The following is a 14,285-nucleotide window of genomic DNA, read 5'->3' on the forward strand; positions in this document are numbered from 1 at the left end:
TCGTGGGCTCGGAGATGTGTATAAGAGACAGCTCCCGCACAGCGCAGCACACCACCGAGCACCCCCCGCAGGGGGACACCGCCGAGCAACCCCGCAGGGGACACCGCAGGGGCAGCCTCAGACCGCGGGCACGCAGCGGCCTTCCTCCGTGCGGTACTGCCACTTCGCGCCGTCCGCGACGAGTTCCTTCACCGCCCGCACGAAGCGCTCGACGTGCTCGTCCGGGGTGCCCGCGCCGAAGCTGACGCGGATCGCGTTCAGCGACCGCTCGCCCGGGGCGGCCTCCGGGGCCCCGCACTCGCCCTGCGCCTGCGGCTCGTTGCCCAGCAGGGTCCGCACCAGCGGGTGGGCGCAGAACAGGCCGTCCCGTACGCCGATCCCGTACTCGGCGGAGAGGGCGGCGGCGAAGTGGGAGCTGTTCCAGCCGTCCACGACGAAGGAGATGACGCCGACCCGCGGGGCGTCGTCCCCGAAGAGGGACAGGACCCGCACGGCCGGGACCTCGGCGAGGCCCTCGCGGACCCGCGCCACGAGCTGCTGCTCGCGCGCCACCAGGTTCTCGAAGCCCGCCTCGGTCAGGGCCCGGCAGGCGGAGGCGATGGAGTAGACGCCGATGACGTTCGGGGAGCCGGCCTCGTGGCGGGCGGCCGTGGTGTGCCACTCGACGTCCACGCCGCCGTCCTCGCGGCGGGAGACCTTGCGGGAGGCCCCGCCGCCGGCCAGGTACGGCTCGGCCTGCTGCAGCCAGTCGGCGCGGCCGGCGAGGACGCCCGAGCCGAAGGGCGCGTAGAGCTTGTGCCCGGAGAAGGCGACCCAGTCGACGCCGAGGTCGCGCACGGAGACGGGGTGGTGCGGGGCCAGCTGGGCGGCGTCCAGGACGATCCGCGCGCCGTGGGCGTGCGCGGCGGCGGCGAGTTCCTTCACCGGCCACAGCTCGCCGGTGACGTTGGACGCGCCGGTGACGCACACGAGCGCCGGGCCGTAGGGGTCGCGGTCGGCGAGCGCCCGCTCCAGGGTGGCGACGGCCTCGTCGGGGGTCCGCGGCGCGTTGAGGTAGCTGACCTGCGCGTTCGTCCACGGCAGGAGCGAGGCGTGGTGCTCGGTCTCGAAGACGAACACCTGGCAGTCGGCGGGAATCACCGCCGCGAGCAGGTTCAGGGAGTCGGTGGTGGAGCGGGTGAAGACGACCTGGTCGGAGGGGCGGCAGTCGAGGAACTCGGCGACCGTGGCCCGGCTCTGCTCGAAGAGGTCGGTGGACAGCTGCGAGAGGTACCCGGCGCCGCGGTGGACGCTGCCGTAGTAGGGGGCGTAGGCGGCCACGTCGTCCCAGACGCGCTGGAGGGCGGGGGCGCTGGCCGCGTAGTCGAGGGCCGCGTAGGTGACCTCGCCGCCGGTGACGAGCGGGACGGTGACGTCACGGCCGAGGACGGCGAGCGGCTCGGTACGGGCGGGGTCCTGGGCGGTGGTGGTGGCGGTGGCGGCGGCGGCGGCGGCGTTCAGGGACGCGGACATGGCGGTATCTCCCGGCAGGCAGGGCTGAATGGCTTCGGTGTGCCCGTACGCGGGTACGGCGCTGCGGCCGTCCGGGGTACGGGGGGGTCCTCGGACGGGACTGTCGGGGTACGCCGAAGTGACCCTGGTCCGAGGGTGAAGTAGGGGCGGCAGTCGCCCTATCGCATTCGCTTGCTCACGGAAAACGCTCCTCGAGAGACCAGGACCCCTGGTGTCGAGGGATCCGCGCTTGCCGTAGGCCTTGCTGCCTACGACCTGGTCATCACCCGGGGCACCCCGCCACGGAAGGAGGGTTGCCGGACAGCAAGCCGGGGCCTAAACGCTGTCACTCGTGACCTGGTCTGCATCCTGCCACAAGATCCTCCGAGCACAAGACCCCGGTCCGCATGGTGGACCGGGGTTTGGCTCGATCCGGGTGCCGGATCAGGCGTTGCTGGCCGTCACCCAGCGCTCCAGTGCGGCCCGGGCGGAACCGGAGTCGATCGACTCGGCCGCGCGGGTGATGCCGGCCGCGATCTGCTCCTCCAGGGTGCCCGTGCCCGGGTCCAGGGCGACCAGTGCGGCGGCGGAGTTCAGCAGCACGGCGTCGCGTACCGGTCCGGTCTCGCCGGCCAGCAGGCGGCGGGCCACGTCCGCGTTGTACGAGGGGTCACCGCCGGCCAGGGCGGAGACGTCGACCAGCGGGATGCCGACGTCACGCGGGTCGAAGGACTGCTCGGAGACCTTGCCGTCCCGGACCCACCAGACCCGCGAGGTCGCGGTGGTGGTCAGTTCGTCGAGGCCGTCGTCGCCGCGGAAGACCAGGGCGGACGAGCCGCGCTCGGCGAGCACGCCGGCCACGATGGGGGCCATCCGGGGGTCGGCCACGCCCGTGGCCTGGGACCGGACGCGGGCGGGGTTGGTCAGCGGGCCGAGGATGTTGAAGGTGGTCCGGATGCCCAGTTCCCGGCGGGCTCCGGCGACGTGCCGCAGGGCGGGGTGGAACTTCACCGCGAAGCAGAAGGTGATGCCGGCCTCCTCGGCGACCTCGACGACCCGTGCGGTGCTCAGGTCCAGGTTGACGCCGAGCTTCTCCAGGACGTCCGAGGAACCGCTGGCGGAGGAGGCGGCCCGGTTGCCGTGCTTGACGACCTTGGCGCCGGTTCCGGCCACCACGACCGCGGACATCGTGGAGATGTTCACCGTCTTGGCCCCGTCGCCGCCGGTGCCGACGATGTCGACGGTCCGGCCGGGCACCTCGATCAGGTTGGCGTGCTCGTACATGGCCCGTACGAGGCCGTTGATCTCCGCGACCGTCTCCCCCTTGGCCCGCAGGGCCACCACGAAGCCGGCGATCTGGGCGTCGGTGGCCTCCCCCCGCATGATCCGGTCCATGGCCCAGGCGGTGTCGTCGGCGCTCAGGTCCTGGCCGGTCAGCAGGGCGTCGAGGACGCCCGGCCAGCCACGGGCCGCCACGCTGTCGCCGCCTGCCGGGGTCGCAACGTTCATGGTCCGCTCCTGCTGTTGATGGGGGTTCCACGTCGGATGGGTCGGAGATCAGCCTATCCAGCCCCGGTTACGGCAAAGAGCCCCGTCCAGACACTGGACGGGGCTCTCGCCGTGGCGACACCAGGACTGACCGAAATCAGTCCCTCATGCGGTGGTGCAGGGGATCAGTGGTGGCCGTGGCCGGACTGGATCTCCTTGTACTCCTCCACCGTGGGCTTGGGGATCTGGTTGCCCTCGGCGTAGAAGCCCTTGCTGAGCTTCGCGCGCAGCTTCTCGGTGGCCTTCACCTTGCGCTCGACACCGTTCTCGTCGACCGTCGGGCCGATCTCGACCGGCTTGTACTGCTCGTGCGCGGTGAGGGTGTGCAGGGTGCCCTGCGGGAGCGGCTCGTGGACCTCGACGAACTCACCGTGCGGCAGGCGCTTGATGATGCCGGTCTCGCGACCGTGCAGCACCTTGTCCCGGTCCCGGCGCTGGAGGCCGAGGCAGATCCGCTTGGTGACGATGAAGGCGAGGACCGGGACGACGAAGAAGCCGATCCGGACGAACCACGTGATCGAGTTGATCGACAGGTGGAAGTACTGGGCGAACATGTCGTTGCCGCCGCCGATGAGGAGCACGATGTACTCCGCGATCCAGGCGACACCGAAGGCCGTACGGGTCGGGACGTTGCGCGGGCGGTCCAGGATGTGGTGCTCGCGCTTGTCGCCGGTGACCCAGGACTCGATGAACGGCCAGACGGCGATCGCGCCGAGGACCAGCGGGAAGAGGATCAGCGGGATGAACACGCCCAGGACGAGCGTGTGGCCCCACAGGTTGATCTCCCAGCCGGGCATGGCACGGATCAGGCCTTCCGGCATACCCATGTACCAGTCGGGCTGCGCACCGGTGGACACGTGGTCCGGGCGGTACGGGCCGAGGGCCCAGATCGGGTTGATCGAGGCGACCGCGGCGACGACCGAGATGACACCGAAGACCAGGAAGAAGAAGCCTCCGGCCTTGGCCATGTAGACCGGCAGCAGCGGCATGCCGACGACGTTGTTGTTCGTCTTGCCGGGGCCCGCGTACTGGGTGTGCTTGTGGTAGAAGACCAGGATCAGGTGGGCCACGAGGAGGCCCATCATGATGCCGGGCAGCAGCAGGATGTGCACCGAGTAGAAGCGCGCGACGAAGTCGCCGCCCGGGAACTCGCCGCCGAACAGGAACATCGACAGGTACGTGCCGACGACCGGGACGGACAGGATGGCGCCCTGCATGAAGCGGACACCGGTACCCGAGAGCAGGTCGTCCGGCAGCGAGTAACCGGTGAAGCCGGTGAACATGCCGAGGACCAGCAGCAGGAAGCCGAAGATCCAGTTGACCTCGCGCGGCTTGCGGAACGCGCCGGTGAAGAAGACGCGCATCATGTGCACGATCATCGCCGCGACGAAGATCAGCGCCGCCCAGTGGTGGATCTGGCGGATGAGCAGACCACCGCGGACGTCGAAGCTGATGTCGAGCGTCGAGGCGAAGGCCTCGGACATCAGCACGCCCTGCATGGGGACGTAACTGCCGTGGTACTCCACCTCGTTCATGCTCGGGTGGAAGAACAGCGTCAGGTACACACCCGTGAGGATGATGATGATGAAGCTGTAGAGGCAGATCTCACCCAGCATGAAGGACCAGTGGTCCGGGAAGATCTTGCGCATGTTGGCCTTGGCCAGGCTGTAGATGCCCAGGCGGCCGTCCGCCCAGTCCGCTACGCGCTCGCCGGCCGGCGCTTTGCGCGCCTTGGTGTCATTGGCGGTGCTCATCCGCGCTCCCAGAATGCAGGACCGACGGGCTCTTCGAAGTCGCCGAGCGCTTCGAGGAAGCCTTCGTCATTCACGCCGATCCGCAGCTGCGGAAGGGCGTGACCGGCCGGGCCGAAGATGACGCGGGCGCCGTCGGAGAGGTCGAAGGTGGACTGGTGGCACGGGCAGAGCACGTGGTGCGTCTGCTGCTCGTACAGGCTGATCGGGCAGCCGACGTGGGTGCAGATCTTCGAGTAGGCCACGATCCCGTCGTGGGACCACTCGAGTTCCTTCTTGTCCTTGATGTCGTCCGGCTGGATGCGGACGATCATCAGGGCGGCCTTGGCGATCTGCGTCTGGAAGTCGTGCTGGTGCTCGTCCAGGCCCTCGGGCATGGCGAACGTCAGCGAACCGACGAGCACGTCCTCGGGACGCAGCGGCTCCATCGTGTTCTGGTTGATGAGCAGCTTGCCCTTGGCCCACATGGTGTGGCGCAGCTTGTCCTCGGGCAGCGGGCCCAGGTCGCGCATGATCACGACGGCGGAGAGCGGCAGCATGGCCAGCGCGCCGAGCATCGTGTTGCGGATCAGCGGACGGCGGCCGATGCCGGACTCGTTGGCGCCGTCGGCGAAGTCCTGCAGGACCTTCGCCTTGACCTCCGGCGACGCGGCGATCTCGTGGCGGTCGTCGGCGACCTCGACGTCGGACATCAGGGTGCGGGCCCAGTGGACCGCGCCCGCGCCGATGCAGAAGAGGGCCGTGCCCAGCGTCATGCCCAGGGCGAAGTTGAGCGCGCTGACCTTCCCGAGCGGGAAGATGAAGACGATCTTGTCGACCGGGAAGATCACGTACGAGGCGATGAAGCCGATCGTGGCCAGCATCGACAGCGTGAACAGCATGGCGACGGTGCGCTCGGAGCGCTTCGCCGCACGCTCGTCGATGTCCTGGATGCGCGGCTTGTGGACCGGCAGGCCCGGGTCGGCGAACGGGTCGTCCGCCACTGCTACGCCACCGTGGTGGGCGTCGCCCTGCTCACTCGGCAGGTGCTTCTCTTCGGGAATCTCTTGGCTACTCATGACTTCTTGGCCTTAGCGGTGTGGGCCGCGACCCAGATGGCGACAGCGATCAGCGCACCCAGAGCGAAGATCCAGCCGAACAGACCCTCGGAGACGGGGCCGAGGCCACCGAGCTTGAGACCACCGGGGTTGGTCGACTTGTCACCGTTCACGTTCTGGAGGTACGCGATGATGTCCTTCTTCTGCTTCTCCGGCATGGTGCTGTCGGGGAAGGAGGGCATGTTCTGCGGGCCGGTCTGCATGGCCTCGTAGATGTGCTTCGGCGAGACGTCCTCAAGGTTGGGGGCGTACTTGCCGTTGGTCAGCGCGCCGCCTTCACCGGTGAAGTTGTGGCACTGCGCGCAGTTGTTGCGGAACAGCTCACCACCGTTGGCGATGTCGGCATCCGCCGGGTCGTACTGCTTCTCGGTCGGCGTGATGGGGCCGGCGCCGAGGGAGGCGATGTACGCGGCCAGCTGGTCGATCTGCGCCTGGGTGTAGATGACCGGCTTCTTCGGCACCTGGGCGCCGGGCTGCTGGGCGGGCATGCGGCCCGTGCTCACCTGGAAGTCGACGGCCGCGGAGCCGACGCCGACCAGGCTCGGGCCGTCAGAGGAACCCTGACCGCCGGTTCCGTGGCAGCTTGCGCAACCCACGGCGTAGAGCTTCTTGCCCTCCTCGATGGCGAGGGACTGGGCGGTTTCATCGGCCTGCGCCTTGCCCGCGGGAGCAAAGGCGGCGTACAGCCCCCCAGTGGCCGCCAGCGCGAGGAGTAGAACGACGACCGCCGCCAGCGGATGGCGTCGTCGTGCGGAGAGCTTTTTCACGGATTACCCCGGTGTCAGGATCTTCTGCGTCGGTGTGTCTGGATGGAGTGCCGGGTCGGACCCGGTGACGTGTTCGCTACTTGATCAGGTAGATCGTGGCGAAGAGGCCGATCCAGACGACATCGACGAAGTGCCAGTAGTAGGACACGACGATGGCCGACGTGGCCTGTTCGTGGGTGAACCTCTTGGCCGCGTACGTCCGGCCGAGGACCAGCAGGAAGGCGATGAGACCGCCCGTCACGTGCAGACCGTGGAAGCCGGTGGTCAGGTAGAAGACCGAGCCGTACGGACCGGACGAGAGGCTCATGCCCTCGTGCTTGACCAGCTCGGTGTACTCGAACACCTGGCCGCCAATGAAGATCGCACCCATGACGAACGTGATGATGAACCACGTCCGGAGCTTCTTCACGTCACCGCGCTCCGCGGCGAATACGCCGAGCTGGCAGGTGAGGGAGGAAAGCACCAGGATCGTCGTGTTCGTCGCCGAGAAGGGCAGGTTCAAGGCCGAGGCCTGCTCTGTCCAGTACTCGGGACCCGTCACGGATCGCAGGGTGAAGTACATCGCGAAGAGGGCCGCGAAGAACATCAGCTCGGAACTCAACCAGATGATGGTTCCGACGCTGACGAGGTTCGGCCGGTTGACCGTCGGGTGCGCGTGCCCGGTATCTACTGTCGTTGCTGTCGCCACGACCGACATTATGTCGGTCGCTTATCCCGCCCTCACCCCGGGGGGTGCCGTTCGGAGTGTCAGGGGCGTGTGCAAGGCCCGAACGGCCCATCAGATGACCTCTCCGAACGGCCCCGTGCACATGTCCGAACCGATGTTGACAGGGCGGCGGGAGGAGTAGCATCCCGCGCAACATCAACGTGATTCATGGGACACGTGGAGGATCGAAATGCGGGCGACTGCGCGGGTTCTGGTCTACAGCGACGACGCGGGCACCCGGGAGCAGGTGAGACTGGCGGCGGGCCGCCGTCCCGCCGCGGATCTGCCGCCGGTGGAGTTCCTGGAGTGCGCGACCCTGCCGGCTGTCCTGTCGGAGCTGGACGCGGGCGGCATCGACGTGTGCGTGCTGGACGGCGAGGCGGTTCCGGCCGGCGGCATGGGTGTGTGCCGGCAGATCAAGGACGAGATCTTCCGGTGTCCCCCGGTGCTGCTGCTGATGGGGCGTCCCCAGGACGCCTGGCTGGCCACGTGGAGCCGCGCGGACGCCGCGGTGACCCTTCCGGTGGACCCGGTGGAGTTCGCGGACGCCCTGGCGGGCCTGCTGCGGGCGAGGCTGTCCTCCTCGGCGGCCTGACGCCCGCGGTGCGCCCGCCGGGCCCCCGGACCGCGTCCGGGGGCCCGGTGGGTCAGACCGTCGGCCTGAGGCGCGCCTGGTCGATGTGGCTGCGGCCTTCCTGGGTGCCCTTGAGGAGGGCGCTGCCCTCGCGCCAGTCCTTCCAGTCCATGTTCCAGTCCCCGAACCCGTTGCCGAAGATGTCCATGTCGTCGCCGATGCTGTTGATCACCTGGACGATGTCGCCCTCGGTGATGTTCTCGTAGAACCAGGCGGCGTTGCCGGTGCTCATGCCGGTGCAGCCGTGGCTGACGTTGGCGTAGCCGTGCGAGCCGACGGACCACGGGGCGGCGTGGACGTATTCACCACTCCAGGTGACGCGGGTGGCGTAGTAGACGGGCAGGTTGTAGTACTCGCTGCCGCCGATGCCGACGGTGTCCCCGCGCATCTGTACGTAGTACTGCTTCCCCAGCACCACCTTGATGCCGTTCCGGGTGGAGAACCCGGGCTTGCCGGTGGTGACCGGGATGGAATTGATCACTTCTCCGTTGCGCTTGAAGGTCAGCCAGTGCGCGGAGGCGTCGGTGGTGACCTCGACGCGGTCGCCGATCTCCAGCTTCAGCGGCTTGGCGGCGGCCCCGTGGAGGTCGTCGGTGATCTTGATGCCCTCCAGGTTGCTCCGTACGGAGACGCTGGTGTTGGCGGGCCAGTAGTCCTTCGGGCGGTAGTGCAGCTTCTTGTCGTCGACCCAGTGCCAGGCGCCTTCGACCCCGGCCGGGGTGTCGACGATCAGGCCCCGTTCGACGACCGCGCGTGCGGCCTTGTCCTTGACGGGCTCGCTGAGGTCGGCGGTGATGGGCTGCCCGACGCCGTACTTGCCCTCCTCCGGGCCGAATTCGACCTTCAGGACGCCCTTGGACGGGGTGGTGTCGAAGGCCATCGTGCGCTGGCCCGGGGTGCCCCGCTGGTCCTCCGTGCTCACGGTGACGGTGTAGCGGACGCCTGCGGCCATGGGGACGGTGCTGTGCCACCGGTCCCCCTTGGCGCTGAGTTCGCCCGCCAGGCGGCGGCCGTGGGTGTCCACGACCGTCACGTCGGTGATCCGGCTGCCCCTGCTCTTGGCGGTGATCTCCAGGGGCCGGTTGGGGTCGACGGGGCGGCTGCCCGCGGTCTGGTTGAAGGCGACCTGCTCGCCCGCGTCGACCGGGCGGGCCGACAGCGGGTTGTCGCCGGACCCGCATGCGGTGGCGCCGGCCCCGAGGGACGCGACCAGCAGGGAGCAGCTGAGTACCGTCCAAAGACGCGGTGAGTGCTTCATGGGGCCAACGCTATGAAGATATGACAATTACGGCGCGCGGGGTGACTGCAAACGAGGGGCCCGGACTCCTCCGAAGAGGTGTCCGGGCCCCACGTGGTGCGCGGCCGGGCCGCGCGTCACTGCTTTCGACTACTGGTTCGCGTTCTCACCGCGGTAGTACTCGTACACCCAGCCCCACAGGCCGATCAGGATGATCGGGGCCGAGAAGTACATGAGCCACCAGCCGAAGATGACGCCCATGAAGGCGAGCGCGCCACCGATGCCCAGCGAGAGCGGCTGCCAGCTGTGCGGGGAGAAGAACCCCAGCTCGCCGGCCTCGTCGGCGACGTCGGCCTCCAGGTTGTCCTGGGCCATCTCGTCGACGCGCTTGGCCGTGAAGGCCAGGTAGTAGCCGATCATGACGCTCAGGCCGAAGGCCAGGAAGAGCGCGGTGGTTCCGACGGGCTCCTTCGACCACACGCCGTACACGACGGCCATGATCAGGATGAAGAAGGAGAGCCAGAGGAACATCTTGCCCTGGATCTTCACTTGCCGGCCTCCTTGCCACCGGTGACGGCCGCCTTGGCGCCGTGGTCCTCAAGGTGGTCGAGCGCAGCGATCTCCGGGTGGTGGAGGTCGAACGCGGGCGACTCGCTACGGATGCGCGGCAGCGTGAGGAAGTTGTGCCGCGGCGGCGGGCAGGACGTCGCCCATTCGAGCGAACGGCCGTAGCCCCACGGGTCGTCGACCTCGATCTTCTTGCCGTACTTGGCCGTCTTCCACACGTTGTAGATGAACGGCAGCATCGACAGGCCCAGCACGAAGGAGCTGATCGTGGAGATCGTGTTCAGCGTGGTGAAGCCGTCGGCCGCGAGGTAGTCCGCGTAACGACGCGGCATGCCCTCGGCGCCCAGCCAGTGCTGCACCAGGAAGGTGCCGTGGAAACCGATGAACAGCGTCCAGAACGTGATCTTGCCGAGGCGCTCGTCCAGCATCTTGCCCGTGAACTTCGGCCACCAGAAGTGGAAGCCGGCGAACATCGCGAACACCACGGTGCCGAAGACGACGTAGTGGAAGTGGGCGACGACGAAGTACGAGTCGGAGACGTGGAAGTCCATCGGGGGCGAGGCCAGGATGACGCCGGTCAGACCACCGAAGGTGAAGGTGACCAGGAAGCCGATCGTCCAGAGCATCGGGGTCTCGAAGGACAGCGAGCCCTTCCACATGGTGCCGATCCAGTTGAAGAACTTCACACCGGTCGGTACCGCGATCAGGAAGGTCATGAAGGAGAAGAACGGCAGCAACACACCGCCGGTGACGTACATGTGGTGGGCCCACACGGTCACCGAGAGACCGGCGATCGCGATCGTCGCGGCGATCAGACCGATGTAACCGAACATCGGCTTGCGCGAGAAGACCGGGATGATCTCGGAGACGATCCCGAAGAACGGCAGCGCGATGATGTACACCTCTGGGTGTCCGAAGAACCAGAAGAGGTGTTGCCAGAGCAGTGCTCCACCGTTGGCACTGTCGAACACGTGCGAGCCGAACTTGCGGTCGGACTCCAGCGCGAAGAGCGCGGCGGCCAGGACCGGGAAGGCGAGCAGGACCAGGACACCGGTCAGCAGCACGTTCCAGGTGAAGATCGGCATGCGGAACATCGTCATGCCGGGAGCGCGCATGCAGATGATCGTGGTGATGAAGTTGACCGAGCCCAGGATCGTACCGAAGCCGGAGAAGGCCAGACCCATGATCCACATGTCGGCGCCGATGCCCGGCGAGCGGACCGCGTCCGACAGCGGGGAGTAGGCGAACCAGCCGAAGTCGGCGGCGCCGTTCGGCGTCACGAAGCCGGCCACCGCGATGGTCGAGCCGAAGAGGTACAGCCAGTACGCGAACATGTTCAGCCGCGGGAACGCCACGTCGGGCGCGCCGATCTGCAGCGGCATGATCCAGTTGGCGAAGCCCGCGAACAGCGGGGTGGCGAACATCAGCAGCATGATCGTGCCATGCATGGTGAACGCCTGGTTGAACTGCTCGTTCGACATGATCTGCGTGCCCGGACGGGCCAGCTCGGCACGCATGAAGAGCGCCAGCAGACCGCCGATGATGAAGAACACGAACGAGGTGACCAGGTACATCGTGCCGATGGTCTTGTGGTCGGTGGTGGTGAGCCACTTCACGACCACGTTGCCCGGCTGCTTGCGCCGCACCGGCAGCTCGTTCTCGTACGAGTCAGCTGCGGCGGCACCCTGGGATTCGTTGAGGATGCTCACAGTTTGTTCACTTCCGCATTCCGGGCCGGGTCGGTCTGCTTGATACCGGCGGGGAGGAAGCCGGTCTGACCCTTCTCCGCCAGCTCCTTCAGGTACGCCTTGTACTCCTCGGGGGAGACGACCTTGACGTTGAAGAGCATCCGGGAGTGGTCGACGCCGCAGAGCTCGGCGCACTTGCCCATGAAGGTGCCCTCTTGGCTGGGGACGACCTCGAAGACGTTGGTGTGGCCCGGAATGACGTCCTGCTTGAACAGGAAGGGGACCACCCAGAAGGAGTGGATGACGTCGTTGGACGACAGGATGAAGCGGACCTTCTCACCCTTGGGGAGGACCAGGGTCGGACCCGGGTTGCCCGTCTGCGGGTTGCGGTCGCTCGGGACGCCCTTCTCGTAGACGCCCTCGGCGCCCGCCGGGAAGTCCTTGGTGAAGCGGTCCGGGATGGAGGCGAGCTCCTTGGGAACCGCACCCGCCTTCGGGGTGGCCGCGTCGCCGTCGACGTTCTCGATGTAGTTGAAGCCCCAGCTCCACTGGAAGCCGATCACGTTGATCGTGTGCGGCGGCTTCGGGGTGAGGGCGAGGAGCTTCGACTCGTCACGCGCGGTGAAGTAGAAGAGCACCGAGACGATGATGAGCGGGACCACCGTGTACAGCGCCTCGATGGGCATGTTGTACCGGGTCTGCGCCGGGACCTCGATCTTCGTCCGGCTGCGCCGGTGGAAGATGACGCTCCAGATGATCAGGCCCCATACCAGGATGCCCGTGACGAGCGCGGCCGCCCAGGATCCCTGCCACAGGGAGAGGATGCGCGGCGCCTCCTCGGTTACCGGAGTCGGCATTCCGAGGCGGGGGAAGTCTTTCCATGTATACGAGCAACCAGTGGCGGTCGCCAGGACCACGCCCGCAGTCAGCGCCTGCAGCAGCTTCCGCCGCATCGGGCGCCGCGGCGAGCGGTCGGAGCCGTAGGGACTCACGTAGCGCCTTCCCGAGAGTCTCGGCCCGCGCGGCCGGCCGCGGCCGTGTTCGGGTCGGTCGCCGGCCCTGACGCAGGCAGGGGTTTGGATGTTTATGCGGACCAAACCCTACTGGACGCTATTTGGGGTCGCGCGGGGAGGGTGCCCAACGCGCCGCTACTGCCCCCGAAGGGATGGATCCGCCGTACGGGGGACGGTGGACGCGGCCCTGAACGGCGGGCTCCGGGGCCCATCTGACGCCCCCTGACCTCGAACGCTCGGGGTCGGCGTTAGCGTGGCCGGATGCCGTACTTCGACACCGCTTCCGCCGCTCCCCTGCACCCCGTGGCCCGGCAGGCGTTGCAGGCCTCCCTGGACGAGGGCTGGGCCGATCCGGCCAGGCTGTACCGGGAGGGCAGGCGCGCCCGGCTGCTCCTGGACGCGGCGCGGGAGGCCGCCGCCGAGGCGGTGGGATGCCGCGCCGACGAGCTCGTGTTCACTCCTTCGGGGACGCACGCGGTTCACTCGGGCATCGCGGGCGTCCTCGCCGGGCGGCGACGTGTCGGCGGTCATCTGGTCGTATCAGCGGTCGAACACAGTTCTGTACTGCATGCGGCGGCGGCGCACGAGGCGCGCGGCGGAAGCGTGTCCGAGGTGCCGGTGGACCGGTCGGGCGCGGCGTCCGCCGCCGGGTACGCCGACGCGCTGACCCCGGCGACCGCCCTCGCCTGCCTCCAGTCGGCCAACCACGAGGTGGGCACCGTCCAGCCGGTGGCCGAGGTCGCCGAGGTCTGCGGGGCGGCCGGGGTGCCGCTGCTGGTGGACGCGGCGCAGTCGCTGGCCTGGGGTCCGGTGGAGGGCGCCTGGTCGGTCCTGGCGGCGAGTGCGCACAAATGGGGCGGTCCGCCCGGGGTCGGCCTGCTGGCGGTCCGCAAGGGGGTGCGCTTCTCGTCCCAAGGCCCCGCGGACGAAAGGGAGTCGGGGCGCTCCCCCGGCTTCGTGAACCTTCCCGCGATCGTGGCGGCGGCGGCCTCCCTGCGGGCCGTACGGGCGGAGGCGGACGCGGAGGCGGCCCGGCTGCGGGTCCTGGTGGACCGCATCCGGCGGCGGGTGGTGCGGCTGGTCCCGGACGTGGAGGTGGTCGGCGACGCGGACCGGCGGCTGCCGCACCTGGTCACCTTCTCCTGCCTGTACGTCGACGGGGAGGCACTGCTGCACGAGCTCGACCGGGCCGGCTTCTCGGTGTCCTCCGGCTCCTCCTGCACGAGCTCCACGCTGACCCCCAGTCACGTGCTGCGGGCGATGGGCGTGCTGTCGGAGGGGAACGTACGGGTGTCCCTGCCGCCGGGCACCCCGGCCGAGGAGGTCAACGCGTTCCTGGACGTGCTGCCGGGTGTGGTGGCGGGCGTACGGGAGCGGCTCGGCGTGTCGGAGGCGCCCGCGGTGGCTCCGGTGGCGGAGTCCCTGGAGCTCGACGCGCTCGGGCTGCGGTGCCCCCAGCCGGTGATCGAGCTGGCCCGGGCCATCGGCCGGGTCCCGGTGGGCGGCACGGTGACCGTCCTGTCGGACGACGAGGTGGCCCGGCTGGACATCCCGGCGTGGTGCGCGATGCGGGGGCACGAGTACGTGGGCGAATCCCCCCGCCCGGCCGGCACCGCCTACACGGTCCGCCGCCAGTCGTAGCGACGGGCCGGGCCGTTTCGGACGCGCCGGCGTTCGAGCGGGGGCCCCTCCCCGCGGTGGCCGGGGAGGGGCCGGGCGGAGCCCGGGAGACGGAGAAGCGGCGGGGCGGGGAGAGCTCGCGCCGTGGCGGCCCGGCCCCACCGGA

At 68.8% G+C, this 14,285-nt stretch carries 12 protein-coding genes and 1 riboswitch; of the genes, 2 read left to right on the forward strand and 10 right to left on the reverse strand.

Going from position 1 to position 14,285, the window contains the following annotated elements:
- Nucleotides 1-117 precede the first annotated feature (117 nt).
- From IH80_RS0117810 to IH80_RS0117835, 6 genes are all read right to left on the reverse strand, one after another.
- Nucleotides 118-1,512 (reverse strand): aminotransferase class V-fold PLP-dependent enzyme, encoded by a 1,395-nt coding sequence (locus IH80_RS0117810; RefSeq protein WP_030961587.1) that lies wholly within the window; start codon nt 1,510-1,512, stop codon nt 118-120.
- A gap of 220 nt (nt 1,513-1,732) precedes the next feature.
- Nucleotides 1,733-1,849, reverse strand: a riboswitch (SAM riboswitch).
- 86 nt (nt 1,850-1,935) lie between these two features.
- Nucleotides 1,936-3,000: an anthranilate phosphoribosyltransferase gene (gene trpD, locus IH80_RS0117815; protein ID WP_030961588.1), complete on the reverse strand. Its 1,065-nt coding sequence runs from the start codon at nt 2,998-3,000 to the stop codon at nt 1,936-1,938.
- Nucleotides 3,001-3,164: 164 nt separating this feature from the next.
- A complete protein-coding gene (locus IH80_RS0117820) occupies nt 3,165-4,793 on the reverse strand; it encodes a cytochrome b (protein ID WP_030961590.1) in 1,629 nt (542 codons plus the stop codon).
- Nucleotides 4,790-5,848: a ubiquinol-cytochrome c reductase iron-sulfur subunit gene (locus IH80_RS0117825; RefSeq protein ID WP_030961591.1), complete on the reverse strand. Its 1,059-nt coding sequence runs from the start codon at nt 5,846-5,848 to the stop codon at nt 4,790-4,792. Before IH80_RS0117825 ends, IH80_RS0117820 begins: the two co-directional genes overlap by 4 nt.
- A complete protein-coding gene (locus IH80_RS0117830; protein ID WP_030961592.1) occupies nt 5,845-6,654 on the reverse strand; it encodes a c-type cytochrome in 810 nt (269 codons plus the stop codon). Before IH80_RS0117830 ends, IH80_RS0117825 begins: the two co-directional genes overlap by 4 nt.
- Before the next feature lie 76 nt (nt 6,655-6,730).
- The gene (locus tag IH80_RS0117835) at nt 6,731-7,351 is read right to left on the reverse strand and encodes a cytochrome c oxidase subunit 3 (RefSeq protein ID WP_030036314.1); all 621 of its coding nucleotides are present in this window, start codon (nt 7,349-7,351) and stop codon (nt 6,731-6,733) included.
- 199 nt (nt 7,352-7,550) lie between these two features.
- On the opposite strand from IH80_RS0117835, the gene IH80_RS0117840 reads away from it, so the two are divergent.
- Entirely contained in the window at nt 7,551-7,955 is a 405-nt protein-coding gene (locus IH80_RS0117840; RefSeq protein WP_030961594.1) for a hypothetical protein, read from the forward strand.
- 52 nt (nt 7,956-8,007) lie between these two features.
- Here IH80_RS0117840 and IH80_RS0117845 read toward each other — a convergent pair whose 3' ends face one another.
- The 4 genes from IH80_RS0117845 to coxB all read right to left on the reverse strand — a co-directional run bounded on the left by IH80_RS0117845 (nt 8,008) and on the right by coxB (nt 12,478).
- Nucleotides 8,008-9,252 carry a L,D-transpeptidase gene (locus IH80_RS0117845; RefSeq protein WP_030961595.1) on the reverse strand — a complete coding sequence of 415 codons (1,245 nt, stop codon included), beginning with the start codon at nt 9,250-9,252 and terminating at the stop codon, nt 8,008-8,010.
- 129 nt (nt 9,253-9,381) lie between these two features.
- Entirely contained in the window at nt 9,382-9,780 is a 399-nt protein-coding gene (locus tag IH80_RS0117850) for a cytochrome c oxidase subunit 4 (protein WP_030849356.1), read from the reverse strand.
- The gene (gene ctaD, locus IH80_RS0117855) at nt 9,777-11,507 is read right to left on the reverse strand and encodes a cytochrome c oxidase subunit I (RefSeq protein WP_030961596.1); all 1,731 of its coding nucleotides are present in this window, start codon (nt 11,505-11,507) and stop codon (nt 9,777-9,779) included. The genes IH80_RS0117850 and ctaD overlap by 4 nt, the downstream gene beginning before the upstream one ends.
- The gene (gene coxB, locus IH80_RS0117860; protein ID WP_030961597.1) at nt 11,504-12,478 is read right to left on the reverse strand and encodes a cytochrome c oxidase subunit II; all 975 of its coding nucleotides are present in this window, start codon (nt 12,476-12,478) and stop codon (nt 11,504-11,506) included. Before coxB ends, ctaD begins: the two co-directional genes overlap by 4 nt.
- Before the next feature lie 282 nt (nt 12,479-12,760).
- On the opposite strand from coxB, the gene IH80_RS0117865 reads away from it, so the two are divergent.
- Nucleotides 12,761-14,140 (forward strand): cysteine desulfurase/sulfurtransferase TusA family protein, encoded by a 1,380-nt coding sequence (locus IH80_RS0117865; RefSeq protein WP_030961599.1) that lies wholly within the window; start codon nt 12,761-12,763, stop codon nt 14,138-14,140.
- The last annotated feature ends 145 nt before the right edge of the window (nt 14,141-14,285 follow it).

The organism is Streptomyces sp. NRRL S-378 (assembly GCF_000720645.1).
Lineage (GTDB): Bacteria > Actinomycetota > Actinomycetes > Streptomycetales > Streptomycetaceae > Streptomyces.

Coding starts and splice junctions, on each gene's coding strand:
- IH80_RS0117810 (WP_030961587.1), bottom strand. CDS start 1,512: ATGTCCGCGTCCCTGAACGCCGCCGCCGCCGCCGCCACCGCCACCACC.
- trpD (WP_030961588.1), bottom strand. CDS start 3,000: ATGAACGTTGCGACCCCGGCAGGCGGCGACAGCGTGGCGGCCCGTGGC.
- IH80_RS0117820 (WP_030961590.1), bottom strand. CDS start 4,793: ATGAGCACCGCCAATGACACCAAGGCGCGCAAAGCGCCGGCCGGCGAG.
- IH80_RS0117825 (WP_030961591.1), bottom strand. CDS start 5,848: ATGAGTAGCCAAGAGATTCCCGAAGAGAAGCACCTGCCGAGTGAGCAG.
- IH80_RS0117835 (WP_030036314.1), bottom strand. CDS start 7,351: ATGTCGGTCGTGGCGACAGCAACGACAGTAGATACCGGGCACGCGCAC.
- IH80_RS0117840 (WP_030961594.1), top strand. CDS start 7,551: ATGCGGGCGACTGCGCGGGTTCTGGTCTACAGCGACGACGCGGGCACC.
- IH80_RS0117845 (WP_030961595.1), bottom strand. CDS start 9,252: ATGAAGCACTCACCGCGTCTTTGGACGGTACTCAGCTGCTCCCTGCTG.
- IH80_RS0117865 (WP_030961599.1), top strand. CDS start 12,761: ATGCCGTACTTCGACACCGCTTCCGCCGCTCCCCTGCACCCCGTGGCC.